Source organism: Pseudomonas sp. LFS044, assembly GCF_047978245.1.
In the GTDB taxonomy this organism is placed as follows: Bacteria; Pseudomonadota; Gammaproteobacteria; order Pseudomonadales; family Pseudomonadaceae; genus Aquipseudomonas.
Window position 1 is genome coordinate 23,161 of record NZ_JBFPFX010000016.1, and the last position, 24,209, is coordinate 47,369.

The 24,209-nt window shown below is 62.3% G+C and carries 21 protein-coding genes; 12 read left to right on the plus strand and 9 right to left on the minus strand.

Annotated features, from left to right (window positions below; all coding sequences use genetic code 11):
* Positions 1–134: 134 nt before the first annotated feature.
* The 4 genes from ACNQPL_RS15140 to ACNQPL_RS15155 form a co-directional block, all read right to left on the minus strand.
* A complete protein-coding gene (locus ACNQPL_RS15140) occupies positions 135–1,169 on the minus strand; it encodes an ABC transporter substrate-binding protein (protein WP_416467155.1) in 1,035 nt (344 codons plus the stop codon).
* A gap of 40 nt (positions 1,170–1,209) precedes the next feature.
* A complete protein-coding gene (locus ACNQPL_RS15145) occupies positions 1,210–2,334 on the minus strand; it encodes an ABC transporter ATP-binding protein (protein WP_346613669.1) in 1,125 nt (374 codons plus the stop codon).
* A 242-nt stretch (positions 2,335–2,576) separates the two neighbouring features.
* Positions 2,577–3,209 (minus strand): response regulator transcription factor, encoded by a 633-nt coding sequence (locus tag ACNQPL_RS15150; protein ID WP_346613697.1) that lies wholly within the window; start codon positions 3,207–3,209, stop codon positions 2,577–2,579.
* Positions 3,210–3,216: 7 nt separating this feature from the next.
* Complete coding sequence (locus tag ACNQPL_RS15155; protein WP_346613668.1) at positions 3,217–5,604, minus strand: PAS domain-containing sensor histidine kinase; 2,388 nt, start codon at positions 5,602–5,604, stop codon at positions 3,217–3,219.
* 95 nt (positions 5,605–5,699) lie between these two features.
* On the opposite strand from ACNQPL_RS15155, the gene ACNQPL_RS15160 reads away from it, so the two are divergent.
* Positions 5,700–6,698, plus strand: a complete 999-nt coding sequence (locus tag ACNQPL_RS15160; RefSeq protein WP_346613667.1) for an alpha/beta hydrolase family protein — start codon at positions 5,700–5,702, stop codon at positions 6,696–6,698.
* A gap of 10 nt (positions 6,699–6,708) precedes the next feature.
* Here the strand turns inward: ACNQPL_RS15160 and ACNQPL_RS15165 are convergent, their stop codons facing one another.
* Genes ACNQPL_RS15165 through ACNQPL_RS15175 form a run of 3 tightly spaced genes read right to left on the minus strand, consistent with a single transcriptional unit; the run spans position 6,709 to position 9,162 of the window.
* Positions 6,709–7,473 carry a TerB family tellurite resistance protein gene (locus ACNQPL_RS15165; protein WP_416467156.1) on the minus strand — a complete coding sequence of 255 codons (765 nt, stop codon included), beginning with the start codon at positions 7,471–7,473 and terminating at the stop codon, positions 6,709–6,711.
* Between the two features lies 1 nt (position 7,474).
* The gene (murU, locus tag ACNQPL_RS15170; RefSeq protein WP_416467157.1) at positions 7,475–8,146 is read right to left on the minus strand and encodes an N-acetylmuramate alpha-1-phosphate uridylyltransferase MurU; all 672 of its coding nucleotides are present in this window, start codon (positions 8,144–8,146) and stop codon (positions 7,475–7,477) included.
* A complete protein-coding gene (locus ACNQPL_RS15175; RefSeq protein WP_416467158.1) occupies positions 8,143–9,162 on the minus strand; it encodes an aminoglycoside phosphotransferase family protein in 1,020 nt (339 codons plus the stop codon). Before ACNQPL_RS15175 ends, murU begins: the two co-directional genes overlap by 4 nt.
* A 130-nt stretch (positions 9,163–9,292) precedes the next feature.
* Here ACNQPL_RS15175 and ACNQPL_RS15180 point away from each other — a divergent pair, with 130 nt between their 5' ends.
* The 11 genes from ACNQPL_RS15180 to ACNQPL_RS15230 all read left to right on the plus strand — a co-directional run bounded on the left by ACNQPL_RS15180 (position 9,293) and on the right by ACNQPL_RS15230 (position 23,262).
* Positions 9,293–12,100 (plus strand): LPS-assembly protein LptD, encoded by a 2,808-nt coding sequence (locus ACNQPL_RS15180; RefSeq protein ID WP_387530468.1) that lies wholly within the window; start codon positions 9,293–9,295, stop codon positions 12,098–12,100.
* Complete coding sequence (locus tag ACNQPL_RS15185) at positions 12,075–13,400, plus strand: peptidylprolyl isomerase (protein ID WP_346613662.1); 1,326 nt, start codon at positions 12,075–12,077, stop codon at positions 13,398–13,400. The genes ACNQPL_RS15180 and ACNQPL_RS15185 overlap by 26 nt, the downstream gene beginning before the upstream one ends.
* Positions 13,397–14,386, plus strand: coding sequence for a 4-hydroxythreonine-4-phosphate dehydrogenase PdxA (gene pdxA, locus ACNQPL_RS15190; RefSeq protein ID WP_346613661.1), 990 nt, complete (start codon positions 13,397–13,399; stop codon positions 14,384–14,386). Before ACNQPL_RS15185 ends, pdxA begins: the two co-directional genes overlap by 4 nt.
* Positions 14,383–15,183, plus strand: coding sequence for a 16S rRNA (adenine(1518)-N(6)/adenine(1519)-N(6))-dimethyltransferase RsmA (rsmA, locus tag ACNQPL_RS15195; protein ID WP_346613660.1), 801 nt, complete (start codon positions 14,383–14,385; stop codon positions 15,181–15,183). The genes pdxA and rsmA overlap by 4 nt, the downstream gene beginning before the upstream one ends.
* Positions 15,184–15,342: 159 nt before the next feature.
* Positions 15,343–15,723 carry a Co2+/Mg2+ efflux protein ApaG gene (gene apaG / locus ACNQPL_RS15200; RefSeq protein ID WP_346613659.1) on the plus strand — a complete coding sequence of 127 codons (381 nt, stop codon included), beginning with the start codon at positions 15,343–15,345 and terminating at the stop codon, positions 15,721–15,723.
* A complete protein-coding gene (locus ACNQPL_RS15205; protein WP_346613658.1) occupies positions 15,723–16,589 on the plus strand; it encodes a symmetrical bis(5'-nucleosyl)-tetraphosphatase in 867 nt (288 codons plus the stop codon). Before apaG ends, ACNQPL_RS15205 begins: the two co-directional genes overlap by 1 nt.
* A 15-nt stretch (positions 16,590–16,604) precedes the next feature.
* Complete coding sequence (glpE, locus tag ACNQPL_RS15210) at positions 16,605–16,934, plus strand: thiosulfate sulfurtransferase GlpE (RefSeq protein ID WP_346613657.1); 330 nt, start codon at positions 16,605–16,607, stop codon at positions 16,932–16,934.
* Between the two features lie 283 nt (positions 16,935–17,217).
* Positions 17,218–19,140, plus strand: coding sequence for a PrkA family serine protein kinase (locus tag ACNQPL_RS15215; RefSeq protein WP_346613656.1), 1,923 nt, complete (start codon positions 17,218–17,220; stop codon positions 19,138–19,140).
* A gap of 119 nt (positions 19,141–19,259) precedes the next feature.
* The gene (locus ACNQPL_RS15220; protein WP_346613655.1) at positions 19,260–20,531 is read left to right on the plus strand and encodes a YeaH/YhbH family protein; all 1,272 of its coding nucleotides are present in this window, start codon (positions 19,260–19,262) and stop codon (positions 20,529–20,531) included.
* Positions 20,528–22,096, plus strand: a complete 1,569-nt coding sequence (locus ACNQPL_RS15225; RefSeq protein ID WP_346613654.1) for a SpoVR family protein — start codon at positions 20,528–20,530, stop codon at positions 22,094–22,096. Before ACNQPL_RS15220 ends, ACNQPL_RS15225 begins: the two co-directional genes overlap by 4 nt.
* A gap of 59 nt (positions 22,097–22,155) precedes the next feature.
* Positions 22,156–23,262 carry a multifunctional CCA addition/repair protein gene (locus ACNQPL_RS15230; protein WP_346613653.1) on the plus strand — a complete coding sequence of 369 codons (1,107 nt, stop codon included), beginning with the start codon at positions 22,156–22,158 and terminating at the stop codon, positions 23,260–23,262.
* A 61-nt stretch (positions 23,263–23,323) separates the two neighbouring features.
* On the opposite strand, the gene folK is transcribed toward ACNQPL_RS15230, so the two are convergent.
* Together folK and folB are read right to left on the minus strand one after the other, a co-directional pair.
* Positions 23,324–23,833 carry a 2-amino-4-hydroxy-6-hydroxymethyldihydropteridine diphosphokinase gene (folK, locus tag ACNQPL_RS15235; RefSeq protein ID WP_346613652.1) on the minus strand — a complete coding sequence of 170 codons (510 nt, stop codon included), beginning with the start codon at positions 23,831–23,833 and terminating at the stop codon, positions 23,324–23,326.
* Positions 23,824–24,180, minus strand: coding sequence for a dihydroneopterin aldolase (gene folB, locus ACNQPL_RS15240; protein WP_346613651.1), 357 nt, complete (start codon positions 24,178–24,180; stop codon positions 23,824–23,826). Before folB ends, folK begins: the two co-directional genes overlap by 10 nt.
* Between the last annotated feature and the right edge of the window lie 29 nt (positions 24,181–24,209).

The window sequence follows — 24,209 nt, forward strand, 5'->3', positions numbered from 1 at the left end:
ACTCCGCAAAACAGGCTGTAATTGGGGCTGCTGCGCAGCCCATCGCCGGCAAACCGGCTGCCACACCCCCAGGCTTTCACCTCACCTGTGGGGGCCGGCTTGCCGGCGATGAGCCGCGTAGCGGCACCCAGTGTTTACTTCTTCGCCGCCCAGGCGTTGAAGCGTTGCTCCAGCTGCTCGCTGTTGTCCGCCCAGAACGCCACGTCGATCTGCACCTGATTGGCGATGTTGTCAGGCGTGGTCGGCATGTCCTTCTTCACGGCATCCGCCAGCAGCGGGACGGCCTTGGAGTTGGCCGGGCCATAGGCGATGTTCTCGGAGTAGGTCTTCTGCTGCTCAGGCTGGACGGTGAAGGCAATGAACTTCTTCGCCGCTTCCACATCCTTGGCGCCTTTCGGGATGGCCCACGCGTCGAAGTCGTAGATCCCACCGTTCCACACCACCTTGAGGTTGCTCTCTTTCTGCACGGCGGCGATGCGGCCGTTGTAGGCGGAACTCATGACCACGTCACCCGACGCCAGGTACTGTGGCGGCTGGGCGCCAGCTTCCCACCACTGGATGCTTGGCTTGAGTTCGTCGAGTTTCTTGAAGGCGCGGTCCTGGCCTTCTTTGGTGGCCAGCACTTTGTAGACTTCCTTCGGCGCGACCCCGTCGGCCATCAAGGCGAACTCCAAGGTGTACTTGGCGCCCTTGCGCAGGCCACGCTTGCCCGGGAACTGCTTGGTATCCCAGAAATCGGCCCAACTGGTGGGCGCAGTCTTGAGCTTGTCGGCGTTGTAGGCCAGCACCGTGGACCAGACGAAGAAGCCGACACCGCAGGGCTGGATTGCACCCGGTACATAGTCGTCCTCGCTCCCGAACAGCGCCGGGTCGAGCTCTTCGAACATGCCCTCGTCGCAACCGCGCGCCAGCTCTGGCGACTCTACCTCGACCAGGTTCCAGGAGACGCTCTTGGTATCGACCATGGCTTTGACCTTGGCCATCTCACCGTTGTACTCACCGGCGACGATCTTGCCATTGCCGGCCTTCTCCCAAGGCTCGTAGAACGCCTTGACCTGGGCTGCCTTGTTGGCGCCGCCGAAGGAAACCACGGTCAGGTCTGCCGCCATGGCCTGGCCGGCGGCGAACAGGCCGAGGGCCAGGGCGGTCAGTTTCAGCTGCTTGCGCATTATTATTCTCTCCACAGTACAGGGTTGGTGAAGCAATCCATCAGTGGGCTTCGGCAATCGGATCGAGCGCGCGCGCGTGCTCCACTTCCCAGCCGAGCGGTACCACATCACCCACGGCCAGGGCCGGGTCAAGTTCGGCAATCGGCTGCTTCACGAAGAAGTCGGCCTTGCCGCAGACTTCCAGGCGCACCCGCACGTGGTCGCCCAGGTAGATGAATTCGGCCACACGGCCCGAGAAGCGGTTGACGCAATTTTCGCTGTGGCCATTGAGGCGCACGCGCTCCGGGCGCACCGACAAGGTCACCGGGTCGCCGGCCTGGCCAACGTTCACCGCCAGTGCCTCGACCCGCTCCCCACGGGCCAGTTGCACCTGGCAACGGTTGCCGTCGCTGGCCAGCAAGGTGCCGTTGATGCGGTTGTTCTCGCCGATGAAGTTGGCGACGAAGGTGTTGCGTGGTTCTTCATAGAGGGTGCGAGGGTCGGCGATCTGCTGGATCTCGCCCTGATGGAACACCGCCACGCGGTCAGACATGGTCAGCGCTTCGCCCTGGTCATGGGTCACGTAGACCACCGTCACGCCAAGGCGCTGGTGGATGTGCTTGATCTCCATCTGCATGTGTTCACGCAACTGCTTGTCGAGCGCGCCGAGTGGTTCGTCCATCAGCACCAGTTGCGGCTCGAACACCAGCGCCCGGGCCAGGGCCACACGCTGCTGCTGGCCGCCGGACAACTGGCCGGGGTAGCGCTTGGCGAACGCATCGAGCTGGACCATGCCCAGCACGCGCTTGACCCGCTCACTGATGTCGGTCTTGCTGAGGTTGCGCACGCTCAGCGGGAAGGCGAGGTTTTCGGCCACGGTCATGTGCGGGAACAATGCGTAGTTCTGGAACACCATGCCGATGTCACGCTTGTGTGGCGGCACGTTGTTGATGGAGCGCCCGGCCAGCTGGATCTCACCGGCGGTAGGTGTCTCGAAACCGGCCAGCATCATCAGGCTGGTGGTCTTGCCCGACCCGGAGGGGCCGAGCAGGGTGAGGAACTCACCTTTGCGAATGTCCAGGTTGAGGTCTTTGACGATCAGCGATTCGCCGTCGTAGCTCTTCTGCACACCACGGAAGCTGACCAGCGTCTCGCCGGTGGTCGCGTTCGAAATCGCCTCGCTCATGCCTGCACCTTCTTGTTGGAATGACTGCGTAGGCAAAGACTAAAGAAGGCGCAAGCGCCCGGAAATCGGGGGTGCGGAGAGAATGCCATCATCCGGATGGAAGACTTGCTGTAGGGATCGCCCTACACGGATGTCGGGATTGGGATGCAACGTGTGGGCGGGCACTATTACTGGGCTTGCCTGCGAATGCGTCGGCCCCTACCGCGCTCAGCAGGTCGGGCCCTTCGCGGGCAAGCCCGCTCCTACACCAGCTTGTGCTCCATGGCGTACTTCACCAGTTCCGCCAGCGAGTGGACCTTGAGCTTCTGCATCAGCCGCGCCTTGTGGGTGCTGATGGTCTTGCTGGACAGCGCCAGCTGCTGGGCAATGTCGTTGACGTTGGCACCTTGGGCCAAGCGCTCGAACACCGAGAACTCCCGCTCTGACAGTAAAGTGTGCAAAGGCCGCGTCTCGGTCAGGCCCACCTCGAAGACCATACGGTCGGCCAGTGCCGGGTCGATGTAGCGCCCGCCGCCCGCCACCCGGCGGATCGCCGTCAGCAGCAAGGCTGGGTCACTGTCCTTGGTGGCATAGCCGGCAGCGCCAGCCTTGAGTGCACGCGCGGCCATCTGCGCTTCGTCGTGCATCGACAGCATCAGGATCGCCGGCGGGCTGTGCAACGCGCGTATCCGCGGGATCGCCTCCAGGCCATTCACGCCGGGCATGGAGATATCCAGCAACACCACTTCGCAGGGGGTGTGGCGCAGGGCTTCGAGCAATTGCTCGCCATTGCCGGCCTCCCCCACCACCTGCATGTCCTTGGCCAGGCCAATCAACTGCTTGATGCCTTCGCGGACAATGGTGTGGTCTTCGGCCACCAGCACTCGAATCACGATCGCTCTCCTACTCCAACGCAATGGTCACGCTCAGGCTGGTGCCTTCGCCGGGTTCGCTGTGCAACGCCATGCTGCCACCGAGCATCAACACCCGCTCGCGTACGCCTACCAGGCCGAACGAGGTCGGCCGGGCCCGGTCGAGGCAAAAACCGCTGCCGTCGTCACTGACGGTCATGCGCAGCTTTTCGCCCTCGCGCACCAGCTCTATCTCCACGCTGTGCGCCTGGGCATGGCGCATGACGTTGGTGAGCGCCTCCTGAAGAATACGAAACAACCCGGTGGCCTTGGCATCACTCAATGCTGGCAGATTATCCGGCACCAGCACCAGGCAAGGTATCTGCGTGCGTGCTTCGAAGCGCCGGGCTTGCCACTCGACGGCCGAAGCGATGCCGGCGTCGAGAATGGGCGGGCGCAGTGCGGTGGCCACGTCACGGACCAGCTGGAACAACTGGGCGATCAGGCGCTTCATGCTGGCCAGGCGCTCGTTGAGGGCCGGGTCCAGTTCAGCGAAGGCCAGTTCGCACATCGAGACTTCCAGCTTGAGCACGGTCAGCATCTGCCCCAGCTCATCATGCACTTCACGGGCGATGCGGGCCTTTTCTTCCTCGCGCACGCTCTCCAGGTGCGCCGACAGTTCGCGCAGCTGCTCCTGGGACTTTGCCAGCGCCAACTCCGCGCGCTTGCTCTGGGTGATGTCCCAGACGATACCGTCCCAGACCACCCGGCCATTGGCCAGGCGCCGGGTACTGGCCTTGATGTCGGCCCACCGCTGTTCACCTGCGCGGGTCAGGATACGCCCCTGCCATGACCAGTCGCGGTCGCGGGCTATGGCCAGGTCCTGAACCTGGTGATAGTCCGCCCGGTCATCTGGATGCACCAGGTTGCGCAAGCCCATCTGCGGGTGCTGGATCTGTGCCGGCGTATAGCCGACCAGCGCCTCGCTGCCCTCGCTGATGTAGGGGAACTCCGGGTCCCCCTCGGCGGGCGCAGGCTCCAGGCGGAACACCAGCCCCGGGACATTGCCGGCAATACCCTTGAGCCGCGCTTCGCTTTCGCGCAATGCCGCCAGAGCGCGATGGCGTTCGGTGACATCGGCGAGGTACACCACCAGGTACTCGGCGTCACGAAAGCGCAGGAAGCTCAACGACAGTTCCACCGGTAACAAGCTGCCATCGGCGCGCAGGCACTGGGTTTCGAACTGCCGCGCCCCGGCCTCACCGGCACGCGCGCCCTTCCATAGCTGCAGCCAGCGGTCCATGGTCAGGTTCGGCTCGAAGTCGATCAACGGGCGTTCCAGCAGTGCTGCTTCGGCATAACCGAGCATGCGCCCCACGGCATGGTTGGCGTAACGCACATGGCTGTCCCAGTTGACCCAGAGAATACCCACCGTGCTCTGGTCGATCGCGAACTGGCTCAGGCGCAGCGCCTCTTCGCGCACTTGCCGCTCTGTCAGGGTGTCCCGTGCCGCCAGCAGGCTACGCTCGAGCTGGCGCTGCTGACGACGTTGCCACACCAGCGTGGCCAGGGCGCACAGCAGCAACATGCCGAACAGCAAGGCAAGGTTCTGCCAGAAACCGGTCGAATCACTCAGGCGTGGGTATTTGGGCTGCAACCAGCGCTGATGGAGTTGCTCCAGCGCCTTGGCCGGCATGGCCTGCAGGCCACGTTCCAGCACCTCGGCCAGCAGCGGCCAGTCCCGTCGCGACCCCACTCGCAGCAACTGCGGCAGGCCGATGTCGCCCACCACCGCCAGCTCACCGAACTCGCTTTCACGGGACAAGCGGCTGAGCTGCGCTTCGTCCAGCACGGCATAGCTGGCCTGGCCACCGACGACCAGTTGCAAGGCCTGGCGCTCGTCGGGCACGCCCTGCACATTGAGGTTGGCGTAGTTGCCGCGCAGGTAGTCGGCCAGCACGCTGGGCATGCGCACTGCGACGCGCTCGTCCTCGGCGAGCTTTTCAAGGTCTACGGCCAAGGCGCCGGTGCGCGGCCCGACCACCAGTTGCGGCACCCGCATGTAGGGGTCGCTGAACAGCCACAGGCGTAGGCTGGCCGGGGTTTGCGTAAGCCCGGGGGCAAAATCGATTTCGCCCTGCTGCAGCGCATGTTCGAGGCTGGCCTGGTCGCTGAAGTTGCGCCACGTCAGGTCCAGCTTGAGCGCCTGGGCAAGCGCGTTGACCAGCTCGACATTGGCCCCATAGAGTTGCTGCAAGCGGCGGTCGAACTGGGCATAGGGCGCCTGCAGCACCAACCCCACCCGAAGGCTGCGGTGGGCATCCAGCCACTGCTGCTGAGCAGGCTCAAGCACCACTGTCGACGATACCTCGGGCCCTGCCAAGGCAATCAAGGGCAGCCACAAGCAGCCGATAACCAACAGGCGACGCAATCGCTTCATCTACACGCTCGTCTTGGCAAGGGCGGCCATGCAGCATGGCCGTCACGGGCAAATACCATTACGCTGCCGGTATCATTCTGGCCTTGGGTTGATTCATGTCCACACTTTATCGCACGACGCTGGCATTGTGCTGCCTGGCCTCGCTCCTGCCAGTCGGCGCCTCGGCCGCCGACCCCGAGCAACCCGCGGCGGCCGCAGAAACGCCTGCTTCCACCGCGCCACGCCCACCCTTGCTGGAGCGCAGCCAGGAAGATGCGCAGGCCCTTGAACGCCGGGTGCCAAAGGCTGAACAGCAGACGCTGCAAGCTGGCACCGACAGCTTTCTGGCCCTGTGGAAACCGGCCAACGACAGCGACCCGCAGGGCACCGTGATCATCGTCCCCGGTGCCGGTGAAACCGCCGACTGGCCCAACGCGGTCGGCCCACTGCGGCACAAGTTCCCCGATGTCGGTTGGCACAGCCTGAGCGTCAGCCTGCCTGACTTGCTCGCCGTCAGCCCACAAGCGCGGGTCGAGGCCAGCCCGGTTGCCGAAGCGAAGCAAGACAAAGGCGAGACGGCGCCTGCCAAGGACACGCCGGCCGATGCCAACGCCAACGTCGCCCAGGCCACAGCAGCCGATGCCGATGCCGCTGAAAGCACCGACGCCGTGCAAGCCAGCGACCAGAATGACCAGGCCGATGCCGAGCGCATCTTCGCCCGCCTGGACGCGGCAGTGAGCTACGCCCAGCAGCACAACTCGCGCAGCATCGTGCTGATCGGCCACGGCAGTGGTGCCTACTGGGCAACACGCTACCTGAGCGAGAAGCAGCCGCCGCAGGTGCAAAAGCTGGTGATGATCGCGCCGCAGACGCCTGCAAGGGTCGAACACGACCTGGAAAGCCTGACGCCAACCCTCAAGGTGCCGGCGGCCGACCTTTACTACGCGACCCGTACCGGCGACCGCAATGCGGCAGCGCAACGCCTGCAGGCCAGCAAGCGGCAGAAGGACAGCCAGTACAAGCAGCTTTCATTGATTGCCATGCCCGGGAACAAGGCGGCCGAGCAGGAACAGTTGTTCCGCCGGGTGCGGGGGTGGATGGCGCCCCAAGAATAAAAGCTGGCCGTCAGAGCCCCCGCCGCTTGCGGATCAGCGCGTAGGCCTGATGCAACTCGCGGGTCCGCTCCGTGGCCTCGCGCACCTGCATTTCACTCGCTCCGCTGCCCGCCAGCTTGTCCGGGTGATGCCGGCTGACCAAGCGCCGATACGCCTGCTTGACCCGGTCACCTTCGGTATCGGGTTCCACACCCAGCAGCCGCAATGCCGCCGCATAGGTCATGACCGCACTAGCCGCCTGCATCTTGCGCGGCTCGTACTCCAGTGACATGGCCTGCACCTGGCGCCGGCTCAGCCCAAGCTTCTGCCCCCAGTCCAGCAGCAACTCACGCTCGTGCTGGCCGGCTTTTCCATCGGCCCAGGCCATGCGCCAGCACGCCCGTAACGTGCCTTCGGCAGCGTGTGGCTGCAGGCGGATACGCCGAAGATGGCCAGCCAAACGGTCCTTGCCCGCCTTGCCCCGGTTGAACGCTGCAATCGCGCGCATCCTGGCGGTCTCTGCCAAGTCCAGGCGGACCATTTCCTGGCGGGCCTGCTGGATATGCTGCTCAGCCACCCGCCCATCACTCTTGGCCAGCCGCCCGAGCAGGACGAACAACAACTCTTCGTCGCGCAGGGCCGGGCGCCCGCTCAGCCGTTCGCGCAGGTCGTCCCAGCCCTGCACGCGCAGGCGCCGGTCCATTGCCTGGCCCAGCAAAGCGCCAAGCAGCGCGCCAGGAATACTGGCGACAGCAAAACCTGCGCCCAGCCCGATCACGGTACTTGGCCACCACATGTCAGGCGCGCCCCTCAATCAACTGCTCGGCCTCGGCCAGGCGCTGCTGGGTGCCAACGTCGACCCAGTGGCCGCGATAATGCTCGCCACTCACCTGGCCTGCCGTCATGGCTTGGCGCAGCAATGGCGCCAGCTTGAAGGCGCCCGCCTGGCAGCCTTCGAACAATGCTGGGTGCAGCACCGACACGCCACTGAACGTCAAGGTGCCGGGCGCATCGTCACCGTCCACGACCTGTTCGCCCTCCAGGCGAAAATCGCCACGCCCGTGATGGCCAGGGTTATCGACCAGTACCAGATGCGCCAGCCCCTGCAAGGGTGCGCGCAGGCGGGTGAAATCGTAGTCGGTCCAGACATCGCCGTTGATCAGCAAGAAGGGGGCATCACCCAGCAAAGGCAGCGCCTTGAAGATCCCGCCCCCCGTTTCCAGCGGCTCGCCCTCGGGCGAGTAGCGGATGCTCAGGCCAAAGCGGCTGCCATCGCCCAGGTGGTCTTCGATCTGCTGACCCAGCCATGCGTGGTTGATGACCACCTCGGTGAAACCTGCGGCCGCCAGGGCGCGCAGGTGGTACTCGATCAAGGGCTGGCCTGCCAGCGGCAGCAACGGCTTTGGGGTGTGCAGGGTCAGCGGGCGCATGCGCTCGCCCTTGCCTGCCGCGAGGATCATCGCTTTCATGCACGCGCTCCGGCTTTGAGCTCTGCGATCAGTTGCCCCAGTTCCGCGAGTTCGGGGCGGCGGCTTATCACCTCATCTATATAGGCGAAGAAACGCGGCACGTCGGCCAGGTAACGGGGCTTGCCATCACGGTGGCAGATACGGGCAAAGATGCCGATCACCTTCAGATGGCGCTGCACACCCATCAGGTCGCTGGCACGGTGGAAGTCCTCGAACGATGGCTGCACCGGGATACCAGCGGCCTGCGCCTTGCCCCAATAATGGTGCAACCAACCTTCGACGCGCGCCTGCGGCCAGCTGAGGAAGGCATCCTTGAACAGGCAGGTGATGTCATAGGTGACAGGGCCGTAGACCGCGTCCTGGAAGTCCAGAACGCCAGGGTTGGGCGTGCTCTGCATGAGGTTGCGCGGCATGTAGTCGCGGTGCACCAGCACTTTGGGCTGCGCCAGGGCACTGTCGATCAGCAGTTGGCTGATGCGCTGCCAGGCAGCTTGCTGCGCCTCATTGAAAGCCAGGCCAAGCTCGCGCCCGACGTACCACTCGGGGAACAGTTCGACCTCACGGCGCAGCAAGGCGTCGTCATAGCTTGGCAGCGGCGCGTTCATCGGCAGGCGCTGGAAGGCCAGCAATGCGTCTATGGCATCGGCAAACAACCCATCGGCATTATCGGCATCGATGACGTCGAGGTAGGTCTGGCGCCCCAGATCCCCCAGCAGCAGGAAGCCGCGATCCAGGTCTTCGGCATGAATCTGCGGCACATGCACGCCCGCACCTGCCAGCAGGTGGTCGATGGCGACGAACGGTCGGCAGTTTTCCTGCGGCGGGGGTGCATCCATGACCACGAACGTGTGGCCTGCGCCCTCCCAGCGGAAGTAGCGACGGAAGCTGGCGTCGCTGCTGGCGGCGGTCAGGCTGCCCTCAGGCACCTCCCCCCAGGCGTTGTTACGGAAAAGCACATTGAGCTGCTCGGCGAGCCAGACAGTCAGTTGTTGCAGGCGTACATCGTGTTCAGGCATTACAAGGGTCTCCGACGGCCCTAGCCGTCAAGCGGGTCATGCTTTATTATCCAGCATCTTTTTCAGACCATCGAGAGGCGTGCGGCCCCACACGCGGGCAGATGGCACGCAGGAAGCCCGGACTAATAAGATGGCATTGAAATCCCCCGCGTTTCGTAGAAAGTTTCCGTTGCTGGTGACCGGCGGTCTGCTGGCCCTGCAACCATTTGCCACCTCGTACGTGGTCGCAGCCGAGCAGTTCGACTGCCAAGTGTCCGCCTCCGGTGGTTGGGACTGCAAGCCCAAGACCCCAGCCAGCAACTTGCCTCCGCGCCCCGTGCACGAGGGTGCCGCACTCACGTCCGGCACCGAGGCCCCGTCGGCCGAGGCCGAGAGCGCTGACAAGCCGGTGCTGGTCACCGAGAGCAAAGGCCGTGGCCTGAAGTCGCGCAGCGAAGATTACAGCCACCTCGACTGGGTCTCACGTGACAAGCTCACCCCCGCGCAGCTGGCCGAAACCGGCCCGTACTGCGGCGGTGCGTATGTCGAGCCAACCCGCCCGGGCATGGCCGATACCACGCCCAAGGACGAGTCGCCGACCTACATCAACGCCAAGGTCTCCAAGTACCAGCAGGAGCAGCAGATCGCTACCCTCGCCGGTGACGTGGTCATGCGCCAGGGCAGCATGCAGGTCGAAGCCGACGAGGCCAACCTCTACCAGACCGAGAACCGTGGCGAGCTCAAGGGCAACGTCAAGATTCGCGACAACGGCTCGCTGGTGGTGGGTGACGAGGCGCAGATCCAGCTCGACACGGGCGCAGCCCAGGTCGACAACGCCGAATACGTGATGCACAAGTCGCACATCCGCGGCAGCGCCCTGTACGCCAAGCGTGGCGAAAACGCCATCATCCGCCTCAAGGATGGTACGTACACCACCTGCGAACCGGGCAGCAACGCCTGGCAGCTGAAGGGCAACAACATCACCCTGAACCCGGCGACCGGCTTCGGTACCGCGACCAACGCTACCCTTCGGGTCAAGGATTTCCCGGTGTTCTACACACCGTACATCTACTTCCCGATCGACGACCGTCGCCAGTCCGGCTTCCTGCCGCCTTCGTTCAGCAGCACCAGCGACACCGGCTTCATGCTGGTTACGCCGTACTACTTCAACCTAGCGCCAAATTATGACGCCACGTTGTACCCGCGCTACATGACCAAGCGTGGCTTGCTGATGGAAGGCGAATTCCGCTACCTGACCAAGTCCAGCGAAGGCCAGTTCGGCGGCGCGTACCTGAACGACAAGAACGACGATCGCAAAGACCAGACTGATTACAAAGAACAGCGCTGGATGATCAACTGGCAGCACAAAGGTGGCCTGGACGAGCGCCTGATGACTGAAGTTGACTACACCGACATCAGCGATCCGTTCTACTTCCAGGATCTGGAAACCGATCAGATCGGTGTCGAAAGCCATGACGTGGTGAACCAGCAGGGTGCACTGACCTGGCGTGGCGACAACTACACCGCTCGCCTGAATGCGCAAGCGTACGAGATGGCGACCCTGTCGCAGATCACGCCGTACAACAAGCTGCCACAGATCACCATCAACGGCATGTTGCCGTACCACCCGAGCGGGTTCGATTTCAGTTACGAGACCGAAGCGGTACGCTTCGATCGTGACCTGAAAGACGGCACTGTATTCAACGAAGACGGCGTCATCGACACCACCGCCGGTCCTGATGGGCGCAGGCTCGACCAGAACATCTTCGGTGTGGCGCGTGCCAACGGTACTCGCCTGAACCTCGCGCCGGCTATAAGCCTGCCGATGACCGCAAGCTACGGCTACATCACGCCGAAGCTGAAGTACGTGTACACCCACTATGACCTGGACCTGGATGGCAAGGGCAAGAACGACATCGCTCTCAACCCTGGCTCGGTGCCATTGAACGGCGAGTTCAACAGCAACCAGAACCGCGACATCCCGATCTTCAGCGTGGACAGCGGCCTGTACTTCGACCGTAACACTTCGATGTTCGGCACCAACTATCGCCAAACGCTCGAGCCGCGCCTGTACTACCTGAATGTTCCGTACAAGGACCAGGTTGACATCCCACTGTTCGACACCGGCGAAACGCTGTTCAACTTCGACTCGCTGTTCCGCGACAACCGCTTCAGCGGCACGGACCGCATCGGCGACGAAAACAAGCTGTCGCTCGGCGTGACCAGCCGCTGGATCGAAGAGAACGGCTTCGAGCGTCAGAACATCAGCCTCGGCCAGGCGTACTACTTCAAGGACCGCAAAGTCCAGCTGCCAGGCATCGACTACCGTACCCGCAAGGACGCGCAGTCCGACGTATCGCCATACGCGCTGGTGTATAACTACTACTTCAACCGCGACTGGCGCTTCAATTCGGACTTCAACTGGGACCCGGACAGCCGCAGCACCCGCTCGGGCAGCGCGATGTTCCACTACCAGCCTGAAGACAACCCGAACAAGGTGGTCAACCTCGGTTATCGCTACCGCAACGACACCATCGCCTACGACTCCACCACCGGTACGTGGAAAGTGGGCGGCGGCGACTATGGCAACCCGGGTGATCCGAACTACATCAAGGATTACTACAAGATCCAGCAGCACGACTTCTCGGTCATCTGGCCGATCGTGCCGCAATGGAGCGTGATCGCGCGCTGGCAGCATGACTACAACCGCAACCGCACCCTGGAAGCCATGGGCGGTTTCGAGTACGACAACTGCTGCTGGAAGCTGCGCCTGATCAACCGTTACTGGATCGACTACGACGACTTCAGCCAGGCGACTCCGCAGAACGAAAAAGGCGACCACGGCATCTTCCTGCAGATCGTGCTGAAAGGTCTCGGTGGCGTGGTAGGCAACAAGGTCGAATCTTTCCTCGACCAAGGCATTCAAGGTTACCGTGAACGTGAAGACCAAGCTTATTGATCGTCTGCGCCCAGTGTTGCTGGGCGCTGTATTGCTGAGTGGCGCGGTGCATGCCGCGGTGCAACCCCTGGACCGTGTGGTGGCCATCGTCGATAACGACGTGGTCATGCAGAGCCAACTGGACCAACGCGTCCACGAGGTGCAGCAGACCATCGCCAAGCGTGGCGGCGGCGTGCCGCCGACCGGCGCACTGGAGCAGCAGGTACTGGAACGCCTGATCGTCGAGAACCTGCAACTGCAGATTGGCGAACGTTCGGGCATCCGCATCACCGACGAAGAACTGAACCAGGCCATCGGCACCATCGCCCAGCGCAATGGCATGTCGCTGGAGCAGTTCCGCGCCGCGCTGGCCCATGACGGCCTGTCGTTCGACGACGCGCGCGAGCAGGTCAAACGCGAGATGATCATCAGCCGCGTGCGCCAGCGCCGTGTGGCCGAGCGTATCCAGGTATCCGAGCAGGAAGTGAAGAACTTCCTCGCCTCGGACATGGGCAAGATGCAGATGTCGGAAGAGTATCGCCTTGCCAACATTCTGATCCCTACCCCGGAAGCCGCCAACTCGGACGACATCCAGAAGGCTGCACGCAAGGTCGGCGACGTCTACCAGCAACTGCGTCAGGGCGCCGACTTCGGCCAGATGGCAATCGCCAACTCGCGCAGCGAAAACGCCCTGGAAGGCGGCGAGATGGGCTGGCGTAAAGCCGCCCAGCTGCCCCCGGAGTTCGCCAAGCTGCTCAGCGGCATGAACGTCGGCGACATCACTCAGCCCCTGCGCATCCCTAGCGGTTTCATCATCATCAAGCTTGAGGAAAAACGCGGCGGCAGCGAGAACGTGCTGCGTGACGAAGTGCATGTGCGTCACATCCTGATCAAGCCGAGCGAGATCCGCAGCGAAGCCGCAACTGAACAGCTGGCTGATCGTCTGTACGACCGGATCACCAATGGCGAAGACTTTGCCGAGCTGGCGAAGAGCTTCTCGGAAGACCCGGGTTCGGCGCTCAACGGCGGCGACCTCAACTGGGTCGACCCGAACAGCCTGGTGCCTGAGTTCCGCGAGCAGATGGCCAACGCGCAGCAAGGCGTAGTGACCAAACCGTTCAAGACCCAGTACGGCTGGCATGTCCTGGAAGTGCTGGGCCGCCGCGCCACCGACAGCACCGAACAGGCCCGTGAACAACAGGCCCTGAGCGTCCTGCGCAACCGCAAATACGACGAAGAGCTGCAGACCTGGCTGCGCCAGATCCGCGACGAAGCCTACGTTGAAATCAAGCTGCCTGGCGCTGACCAGGCCGTACAGTGAAGCCCCTGCGCTTTGCCGTCACCCCCGGCGAACCAGCCGGTATAGGCCCCGACCTGTGCCTGCTGCTCGCCGCCGACGCCCAGCCCCACCCCCTGATCGCCATCACCAGCCGTGACCTGCTCGCCGAGCGGGCCGCGCGGCTGGGGCTGGCCGTCAACCTGCTGCCGGTAGCACCGGGCCAGTGGCCCGACCTCCCTGCACCGGCGGGTAGCCTGTATGTCTGGGATACCCCCCTGGCCGCCTCAGTGGCGCCAGGTCAGCTGAATAAAGCCAATGCGGCTTTCGTCCTGCAGACCCTTACCCGGGCCGGGCAGGGCTGCCTGAGCGGTGATTTCGCCGGGATGATTACCGCCCCTGTACACAAGGGCGTGATCAACGAGAGCGGCATCCCCTTCTCAGGCCATACCGAATTCCTGGCGGAGCTGACTCACACTGCCCAGGTGGTAATGATGCTGGCGACCCATGGCCTGCGCGTGGCCCTTGTAACCACGCACCTGCCGCTGCGGGACATCGCCGACGCCATCACCCCTGAGCGCCTGGAGCGCGTCACCCGCATCCTGCATGCGGACATGCGCGACAAGTTCGGCATCGCCAACCCACGCATCCTGGTCTGCGGGCTCAACCCGCATGCCGGTGAAGGCGGCCACCTTGGCCGCGAAGAAATCGACATCATCGAACCGACACTGGTCCGCCTGCGCACCGAAGGCATGGACCTGCGCGGCCCGCTGCCGGCCGATACCCTGTTTACCCCCAAATATCTGGAGCACTGCGATGCAGTGCTGGCGATGTACCACGACCAGGGCCTGCCTGTACTGAAGTACAAAGGCTTCGGTGCCGCAGTCAATGTGACCCTGGGCCTGCCGATCATCCGCACGTCGGTCGATCACGGCACCGCCCTGGACCTGGCCGGTACCGGCAAGGTCGACACCGGCAGCCTGCGCGTGGCCCTGGAAACCGCCTACCAGATGGCCGAGAACCGACCATGAACGAGCAATACCAACACCGGGCGCGCAAGCGCTTCGGCCAGAACTTCCTGCACGACGCCGGCATCATCGACCGCATCCTGCGCGCCATCAACGCCAAGGCCGGCGAACACCTGCTGGAAATCGGCCCGGGCCAGGGCGCCTTGACCGAAGGCCTGCTGGGTAGCGGCGCACAGCTGGACGTCGTTGAACTGGACAAGGACCTGGTGCCGATCCTTCAGCACAAATTCGCCGGCAACGACAACTTCCGGCTGCACCAGGGCGATGCCCTGAAGTTCGACTTCAACCAGCTGGGCGTGCCTGCGCGGAGCCTGAAGGTGGTCGGCAACCTGCCCTACAACATTTCCACCCCGCTGATTTTCCACCTGCTCAGCCACGCCGGGCTGATCCGCGACATGCATTTCATGCTGCAAAAAGAAGTGGTCGAGCGCATGGCCGCAGGCCCAGGCGGTGGCGACTGGGGCCGGCTGTCGATCATGGTGCAGTACCACTGCCGGGTCGAGCACCTGTTCAATGTCGGCCCAGGTGCGTTCAACCCGCCGCCGAAGGTGGATTCGGCCATCGTGCGCCTGGTACCGCATGAAGTGCTGCCCTACCCGGCCAAGGATCACCTGCTGCTGGAAAAAGTGGTTCGCGAAGCCTTCAACCAGCGTCGCAAGACCCTGCGCAATACGCTCAAGGGCCTGCTCGACAGCCAAGCTATTGAAGCCGCAGGCGTAGATGGCAGCCTGCGCCCAGAGCAGCTGGACCTGGCAGCCTTCGTGCGCCTGGCCGACCAGTTGGCCGATCAGCAAGGCTGATAGCGCCTGCAGTGGCCTCTTCGCGGGTTTACCCCGCGATGAGGCCACTACTGCCCACCTCCCCTCATTGAGCTCCCTCCCGACACCACTGGCCCTCCCCCCCGCCAATGGCCTAGACTGCATGGATCGCCGTATTCGCTAGTTTGCCAAGGCCCTTGCATGTCCGATCCCCGTTACCAGATCGACGTCAGCGTCGTGACCCGTTACCTGAAAGACCAATCCGACCCCGAAAGCGATCGTTTTGCCTTCGCCTATACCATCACCGTACAGAACAACGGTTCGGTCAAAGCCAAGCTGATGTCTCGCCACTGGCTGATCACCAACGGTGACGGCGAGGTGGAAGAAGTGCGCGGCGCGGGCGTCATCGGCCAGCAACCCCTGATCGAGCCTGGCCAGAGCCACACCTATAGCAGTGGCGCAGTCATCAGTACCCGCGTCGGTACCATGCAGGGCAGCTATCAGATGTTCGCCGAAGACGGCAAACGCTTCGACGCCGAGATCGCCCCGTTTCGCCTGGCTGTTCCAGGGGCCCTGCACTGATGGCCACCTACGCCGTCGGTGACCTGCAAGGCTGCCTGCAACCACTCAAATGCCTGCTCGACCGGGTCCGCTTCAACCCGGCTGTCGACCGCCTGTGGCTGGTCGGCGACCTGGTCAACCGCGGCCCCGAGTCGCTGGAAACCTTGCGCTACCTCTATTCCATCCGCCAATCGCTGGTGTGCGTGCTGGGCAACCATGACCTGCACCTGCTGGCCGCCTGGCACAACGTCGAGCGCCTGAAAAAAAGCGACACCCTGCGCGAAATCATCGAAGCGCCCGACGCCGATCAACTGTTCGATTGGTTACGCCAGCAGAAGCTGCTGCACTACGACGAGCCCCGCGGCATTGCCCTGGTCCATGCCGGCATCCCGCCGCAGTGGACGCTGGGGCAGGCGCTGGAACTGGCCGCAGAAGTCGAGCAAGTGCTGCGCGACGACGGGCGCCTGAAGCTGTACCTCGATGGCATGTATGGCAACGAGCCCAACAAGTGGAGCAAGAAACTCGGCGGCATCGAGCGCCTGCGGGTTATCACCAACTACCTCACCCGCATGCGCTTCTGCACCGCTGAAGGCAAACTCGACCTCAAGAGCAAGGAAGGCCTGGATTGCGCACCAAAAGGCTACAAGCCTTGGTACGCACACAAGGGCCGCCGCTCACGGCACGTCAAGATCATCTTCGGCCACTGGGCCGCCCTTGAAGGGCGGGTCGACGAGCCAGGCATCATCGCCCTGGACACCGGCTGCGTGTGGGGTGGCGCCATGACCCTGTACAACGTCGACAGCGGCGAATACCACCGCTGCGACTGCGCCGACGACGGCACCGTCCGCTCGCCGGCGCAACCGACTAAACTCAACGATCACCCCTGAAGGAAAGCCCTACCCATGAGCGAATTCAAACGCATCCCTCCCGAGCAGGCCCTGGCCCTGCGCGCGCAAGGTGCGGTCGTCGTCGACATTCGCGACCCGCAGGCATTTGCCGCCGGCCACATCACTGGTGCCACGCATCTGGACAACCATTCAGTTGCCGACTTCATCCGCAACGCCGACCTGGATGCCCCGACCCTGGTGGTCTGCTATCACGGCAATTCCAGCCAGAGCGCAGCCGCCTACCTGGCAGGCCAGGGCTTCTCGGAGGTGTACAGCGTCGATGGCGGCTTCGAGCTGTGGCGCGCCACCTACCCTGCCGAGACCGCCCAAGGCTCTGCTGAATAATATTTTTCATTTTTACTGCAGCCCGCGCCCCACGCGGGCTTGCGCCTCACCTGACGAACGGTCGTTCGCAACTTCTCCGCCGCTTGCCCTTGACCTTGCGGATAACCAACTATTCTTAAGCGCAGGCCATCCAAAAAAAGGGGAGAGCCGGTACACCGGCGTGCGGGTCATCGGTAGCGTTACAGGGTGTTCTGGGGGGTATACAGCAATCGGGAAGCCGATTGCATGCCAGCATCAGCTGACTGATCCGGCGTCGTCTCCACGTATCGAGCGAGGTGACGTCATGAGTATTTTTAGCCACTTCCAACAGCGTTTCGAGTCCACCCGCCAGGAAGAACTATCGCTGCAGGAGTACCTGGAGCTGTGCAAGGAGGATCGCAGCGCCTACGCATCGGCGGCTGAACGGCTGTTGCTGGCCATCGGTGAACCGGAGCTTGTCGACACCTCCAACAATTCCAGGCTTTCGCGGATATTTTCCAACAAAGTCATTCGGCGCTACCCGGCCTTTGAAGACTTCCACGGCATGGAAGAATGCATCGACCAGATCGTGTCGTACTTCCGCCATGCCGCTCAGGGGCTGGAAGAGAAGAAACAGATCCTCTACCTCCTGGGCCCGGTAGGCGGCGGCAAGTCGTCGCTTGCCGAAAAGCTCAAGCAACTGATGGAAAAGGTGCCCTTCTACGCCATCAAGGGCTCACCTGTATTCGAATCGCCACTGGGCTTGTTCAACGCCACCGAAGATGGGGCCATTCTCGAGGAAGAGTTTGGCATCCCTCGGCGCTACCTGAACACCATCATGTCGCCTTGGGCTACCAAGCGCCTGCAGGAGTTTGGCGGCGATATCTCCAAGTTCAAGGTGGTCAAACTCTACCCGTCGATACTCAACCAGATCGCCATCGCCAAGACCGAACCGGGCGATGAGAACAACCAGGACATCTCCGCCCTCGTGGGCAAGGTGGATATCCGCAAGCTCGAGGAATACCCGCAGAACGACGCCGATGCCTACAGCTACTCGGGCGCGCTGTGCCGGGCCAACCAGGGCCTGATGGAATTCGTCGAGATGTTCAAGGCGCCGATCAAGGTCCTGCACCCCTTGCTTACGGCGACCCAGGAAGGCAACTACAACAGCACCGAGGGGCTGGGGGCAATTCCCTACACCGGTATCCTGCTTGCCCACTCCAACGAATCGGAGTGGCACACCTTCCGCAACAACAAGAACAACGAGGCGTTCATCGACCGGATCTACATCGTCAAGGTGCCGTACTGCCTGCGCGTCAGCGACGAAATCAAGATCTACGACAAACTGCTGGTCAACAGCTCGCTGTCCAAAGCCCATTGCGCACCCGATACGCTCAAGATGCTCGCCCAGTTCACTGTACTGTCGCGCCTCAAAGAGCCTGAAAACTCCAACATCTACTCGAAGATGCGCGTCTACGACGGCGAAAACCTCAAGGATACCGACCCGAAAGCCAAGTCGATCCAGGAGTACCGCGATTCGGCAGGCGTCGATGAAGGCATGAACGGCCTGTCGACCCGCTTTGCGTTCAAGATCCTGTCCAAGGTCTTCAACTTCGACCCCCACGAAATTGCGGCCAACCCCGTTCACCTGCTGTATGTGCTGGAACAGCAGATCGAGCAGGAGCAGTTCCCGGCGGAAGTGCGCGAACGTTACCTTCGCTACCTCAAAGAATACCTGGCACCGCGCTACATCGAGTTCATCGGCAAGGAAATCCAGACCGCCTACCTCGAGTCCTACAGCGAGTACGGGCAAAACATCTTCGATCGTTACGTGCTGTACGCCGACTTCTGGATCCAGGACCAGGAGTATCGCGACCCGGAAACCGGCGAAATCCTCAACCGTATCGCCCTCAACGAAGAGCTGGAGAAGATCGAGAAGCCGGCCGGTATCAGCAACCCGAAAGACTTCCGCAACGAGATCGTCAACTTCGTACTGCGCGCACGCGCCAACAACAACGGCAAGAACCCAAGCTGGCTGAGCTATGAAAAGCTGCGGGTGGTGATAGAGAAGAAAATGTTCTCCAACACCGAAGACCTGCTGCCGGTCATCAGCTTCAATGCCAAGGCCAGCAAAGAAGACCAGAAGAAACACAACGACTTCGTCACCCGAATGGTGGAGCGTGGTTACACCGACAAGCAGGTTCGGCTGCTGTCGGAATGGTACCTGCGGGTCAGGAAATCGCAATAAAGCGGCAAGCTACAAACCGCGCGCCCAAGGCTGCAGTGGCAGCCGCGGGCGGCGGCAGCTGCTTTTACGCGCAGCTCGTAGCTTGAAGCGTGCAGCTGTTCCCAGCTACCGGAGGGACCATGAGCTACGTAATCGACCGACGCCTGAACGGCAAGAACAAGAGCACGGTCAACCGCCAGCGTTTTCTGCGGCGCTACCGTGACCACATCAAGAAGGCCGTCGAAGAGGCTGTGAGCCGCCGCTCCATCATGGACATGGAGCATGGCGAGCAGATCAGCATTCCAGGACGGGACATCGATGAACCGGTATTGCACCACGGTCGTGGCGGCAAGCAGACCATCGTGCACCCCGGCAACAAGGAATTTACCGCCGGCGAACACATCCCCAGGCCCCAGGGTGGTGGCGGCGGCGGTGGCCGCGGCAAGGCAGGCAATTCTGGCGAAGGGATGGATGAGTTTGTCTTCCAGATCACTCAGGAAGAGTTTCTCGAGTTCATGTTCGAAGACCTCGAACTGCCCAACCTGGTCAAACGCCACCTGACTGGCGCTGACACCTTCAAGACCGTACGTGCCGGTATCGCCAATGAAGGCAACCCGTCACGCATCAACATCGTTCGTACCCTGCGTTCGGCCCATGCCCGGCGCATTGCCCTGACTGGCAGCAGCCGCGCCTTGCTGCGCGAGGCGCAGAAAGAACTGGACCGGTTGAAAGTCGAGGAACCAGACAACTTCACCGATATCCAGGAAGTGGAGCAAGAGATCGATCGCCTGAAGGCACGCATCAATCGCCTGCCCTTCCTCGACACCTTCGACCTCAAGTACAACCTGCTGGTCAAACAGCCCAACCCCAGTTCCAAGGCCGTGATGTTCTGCCTGATGGACGTGTCTGGCTCGATGACACAGGCCACCAAAGACATCGCCAAACGGTTCTTCATCCTGCTGTACCTGTTCCTCAAGCGCAATTACGACCGCATCGAGGTGGTGTTCATTCGCCACCACACCAGCGCTCGCGAAGTGGATGAGGAAGAGTTCTTCTACTCACGCGAGACTGGCGGCACCATCGTTTCCAGCGCGCTCAAGATGATGCAGGAGATCATGGCCGAACGTTACCCGGCCAGTGACTGGAACATCTACGCTGCACAGGCCTCCGACGGCGACAACTGGAACGACGACTCGCCCATTTGCCGGGAGATCCTCTCCAAACAGATCATGCCGCATGTGCAGTACTACACTTACGTCGAGATCACCCCGCGTGAGCACCAGGCGTTGTGGTACGAGTATGAGCGGATCGGCGAGGCTTTCCCCGACACATTCGCCCAGCAGCAGTTGGTATCGGCCGGCGATATCTACCCGGTCTTCCGTGAACTCTTCCAGCGCAGGTTAGCCACATGACCGCCAGAGCACAGAGACGCCAACCCATATCCACCGGGTCAGAGTGGACGTTCGAGCTGATCCAGACCTACGACCGGGAAATCAGCCGCCTGGCCGAACGCTATGCCCTGGATACCTACCCCAACCAGATCGAGGTGATCACTGCCGAGCAGATGATGGACGCGTACGCCTCCGTCGGCATGCCGCTGGGTTATCACCATTGGTCCTATGGCAAGCAGTTCCTGAGTACCGAGAAATCCTACAGCCGCGGCCAAATGGGCCTGGCGTACGAGATCGTGATCAATTCGGACCCGTGCATCGCTTACCTGATGGAAGAAAACACCATGTGCATGCAGGCACTGGTGATCGCCCATGCCTGCTATGGCCATAACAGCTTCTTCAAGGGCAATTACCTGTTCCGCACCTGGACCGATGCCAGTTCAATCATCGACTACCTGGTGTTTGCCAAGCAGTACATTGCACAGTGTGAAGAGCGCCACGGGATCGATGCCGTCGAAGACCTTATCGACTCGTGCCATGCCTTGATGAACTACGGCGTGGACCGCTACAAGCGCCCTTACCCGATTTCCGCCGAGGAAGAGCGGCGTCGGCAGAAGGAGCGTGAAGAACACTTGCAGCGCCAGATCAACGACCTGTGGCGCACTATCCCCAAAAGTGCCGAGAAAGGTGGCGAACGCGATGATGCGCGGTTCCCCGCCGAACCCCAGGAAAACATCCTTTATTTCATTGAAAAGAACGCACCACTGCTCGAACCCTGGCAGCGTGAAGTGGTGCGCATCGTGCGCAAGATTGCTCAGTATTTCTACCCGCAGCGCCAGACCCAGGTCATGAACGAAGGCTGGGCTACATTCTGGCACTACACGCTGATGAACGACCTGTACGACGAGGGCCTGATCACCGAAGGTTTCATGATGGAGTTCCTTCAGTCGCACACCAGCGTGGTCTACCAACCTGGTTTCGACAGCCCCTACTACAGCGGCATCAACCCCTACGCCCTGGGTTTTGCCATGTACACCGACATCCGTCGCATCTGCGAGAACCCCACCGAGGAAGATCGCCGCTGGTTCCCCGACATTGCTGGCAGCGACTGGCTATCGACCATCAAGTTCGCCATGAGCAGCTTCAAGGATGAAAGCTTCATCCTGCAGTACCTGTCACCCAAGGTGATCCGTGACCTCAAGCTGTTCAGCATCCTCGACGACGATCAACGCGACGACCTGCTGGTACCCGCCATCCATGACGAGGCCGGCTACAGGGTCATCCGCGAGCTGCTGGCAGCTCAATACAACCTTGGCAATCGCGAACCCAACGTGCAGATCTGGAGCATCGACCGCCGTGGCGACCGCTCGCTGACCCTTCGCCACCAACAGCACAACCGCAAACCGCTGGGCGATTCCACCGAAGAAGTACTCAAGCACCTGCACCGCCTGTGGGGCTTCGACATCCATCTGGAAACCGTGCAAGGCGATCAAGTGGTCAAGACCCACCACATGCCGCCCCGGGGCGAACACGGCGATAGCGGCGACTATGGCCGCATGGACCTCGCCGTCATCCATCACCTCTAGCTTGTACGCCACCCATTACTGCCGACAGGGTATCCTGTCGTCAGTAATGGAGGCTGCACATGCACATCTACAAAGTCGGCGGCGCAGTACGCGACCGCCTGCTCGGGCGCCCGGTCAGCGATATCGACTGGCTGGTGGTCGGCGCTACCGTCGAAGAAATGCACGCCAAGGGCTTTCGCCCGGTCGGTGCCGACTTCCCGGTTTTCCTGCATCCCAAAACGGGCGAGGAATATGCCCTTGCGCGCACCGAGCGCAAGAGCGGGCGGGGCTATGGTGGTTTCACCTTCCATGCAAGCCCCGACGTCACGCTGGAAGAAGACCTCATCCGTCGCGACCTCACCATCAATGCGATGGCTGAAGACGAACAAGGCAATGTGCTGGACCCGTATCAGGGTCAAGCCGACCTCGAAAATCGCCTGCTGCGCCATGTTTCCCCGGCATTCGCCGAAGATCCCCTGCGCGTCTTGCGTGTCGCCCGCTTCGCTGCGCGCTACGCGCCGCTGGGGTTCAAGGTGGCAGATCAAACCCTGGAGCTGATGCGACGCATCAGTACTTCGGGCGAACTGCAGGCGTTGACTGCAGAACGGAGCTGGAAGGAGATCGAGCGGGCACTGATGGAAGACGAGCCTCAGGTGTTCATCCAAGTGTTGCGCGACTGCGGGGCCTTGAAGCAGCTCATGCCTGAGCTTGAGCAGGGCTCAACCTCACTGGCTGCGCTCACCCAGGCCGCCAGGCATCATCAGCCCCTGCACGTGCGCTGGGCATGCCTGCTGCACGGCTTGGATCAAGCCTCGATCAAAGCACTCAACCAGCGCTTCAAGGCGCCGCGTGAATGCCAGGAGCTATCCACGCTGGTGGGTGAGTTTGGCGGGCAGGGACGCCGGGCTTTCGAGCTCGAGCCCGAGACGTTGCTGGAGCTGCTGCAGAAGTTCGACGTTTACCGGCGCCCGCAGCGGTTCGAGGACTTTATCAACGCGTGTGAAATGGAAGCACTGGGCAAAGAGGTTCACGCTTATCCACAAGCTGACTACCTGCGTGGTGCGGCATCAGCAGCCAGGGCGGTGGATGTGAAGCCGCTGGTGGAGGCAGGCCTGAAGGGCCAAGGGCTGGGCGAGGCGCTAAAGCAGAAGCGACTTGAAGCGCTCATAGCGTACACAACCCGCTGACCAACCCGTCCTGTGGGAGCGTTCCTGCCGGGGCGCCCCACGAAAGGGGCGCGAAAGGCCGTCAAGCCTGGGTCAGCTGCAACCCCCGCCACTCGAACGCTACTGGCGCCAGGACCTGGTCAATATGCGCCTGCTGCCACAACTGCCCCATGGTCTGCCCTACACCGGGGTGCACCAGCTCAGGCGCAAGCAACGACAACGGCCACAGCACGAACGCATTCTTCAGAATCTCCGCCCGGGGCAGCACCAGGCCTTCGAAACTGCCCAGCAAGCTGTCGTACATCAGCACGTCGATGTCCAGCGGCAAACCCTTGCGGTCAGGCGCATAGCGACCGTTTTCCGCCTCGATGAACTTGAGCCGACGGCCCAGTTCCATCAACGGCAAATCGGTCTTGCCAGTCACCACAAAGTTGATGAACGGACCACTCTTGATCCCTACCGGCTGGCTCTCGAACGCAGGAGAACAGCGCATTTCGGTGAGGATAGCCGCCAACGCATCGAGCCCTGCACACAGGTGCGTGTGACGGTCGATGTTGCTGCCAAGGCCCAGGTAAACCGTGCTCAGAGACATCCGCGCTCGATCTCCACGCCTACACCGCCACGGGCCGCAGGGACCGCGCCCGGCTTGGTCAGCTTGAGGCGCACCCAGGGAATGTGGAACTCTGCCATCAAGGTGGCCACCAAGCGCTCGGCGAATGTCTCCACCAGCTCGAAGCGCGCCTGCTCGGCAAAGGCCTGGATACGCGCCGAAACGCTGGCGTAGTCCAGCGCCAGGTTCAGGTCATCGCCGGCCGCTGCCGGGCGATTGTCCCAGGCAAAACTCAGGTCCAGGCGCAGGCACTGGCGAATATCCCGTTCCCAGTCATAGGCACCGATGACGGTATCGACTTCCAGGCCTTCGATGAACACTCTGTCCAAGCACTTCTCTCCACAGCACGACAAGGGCG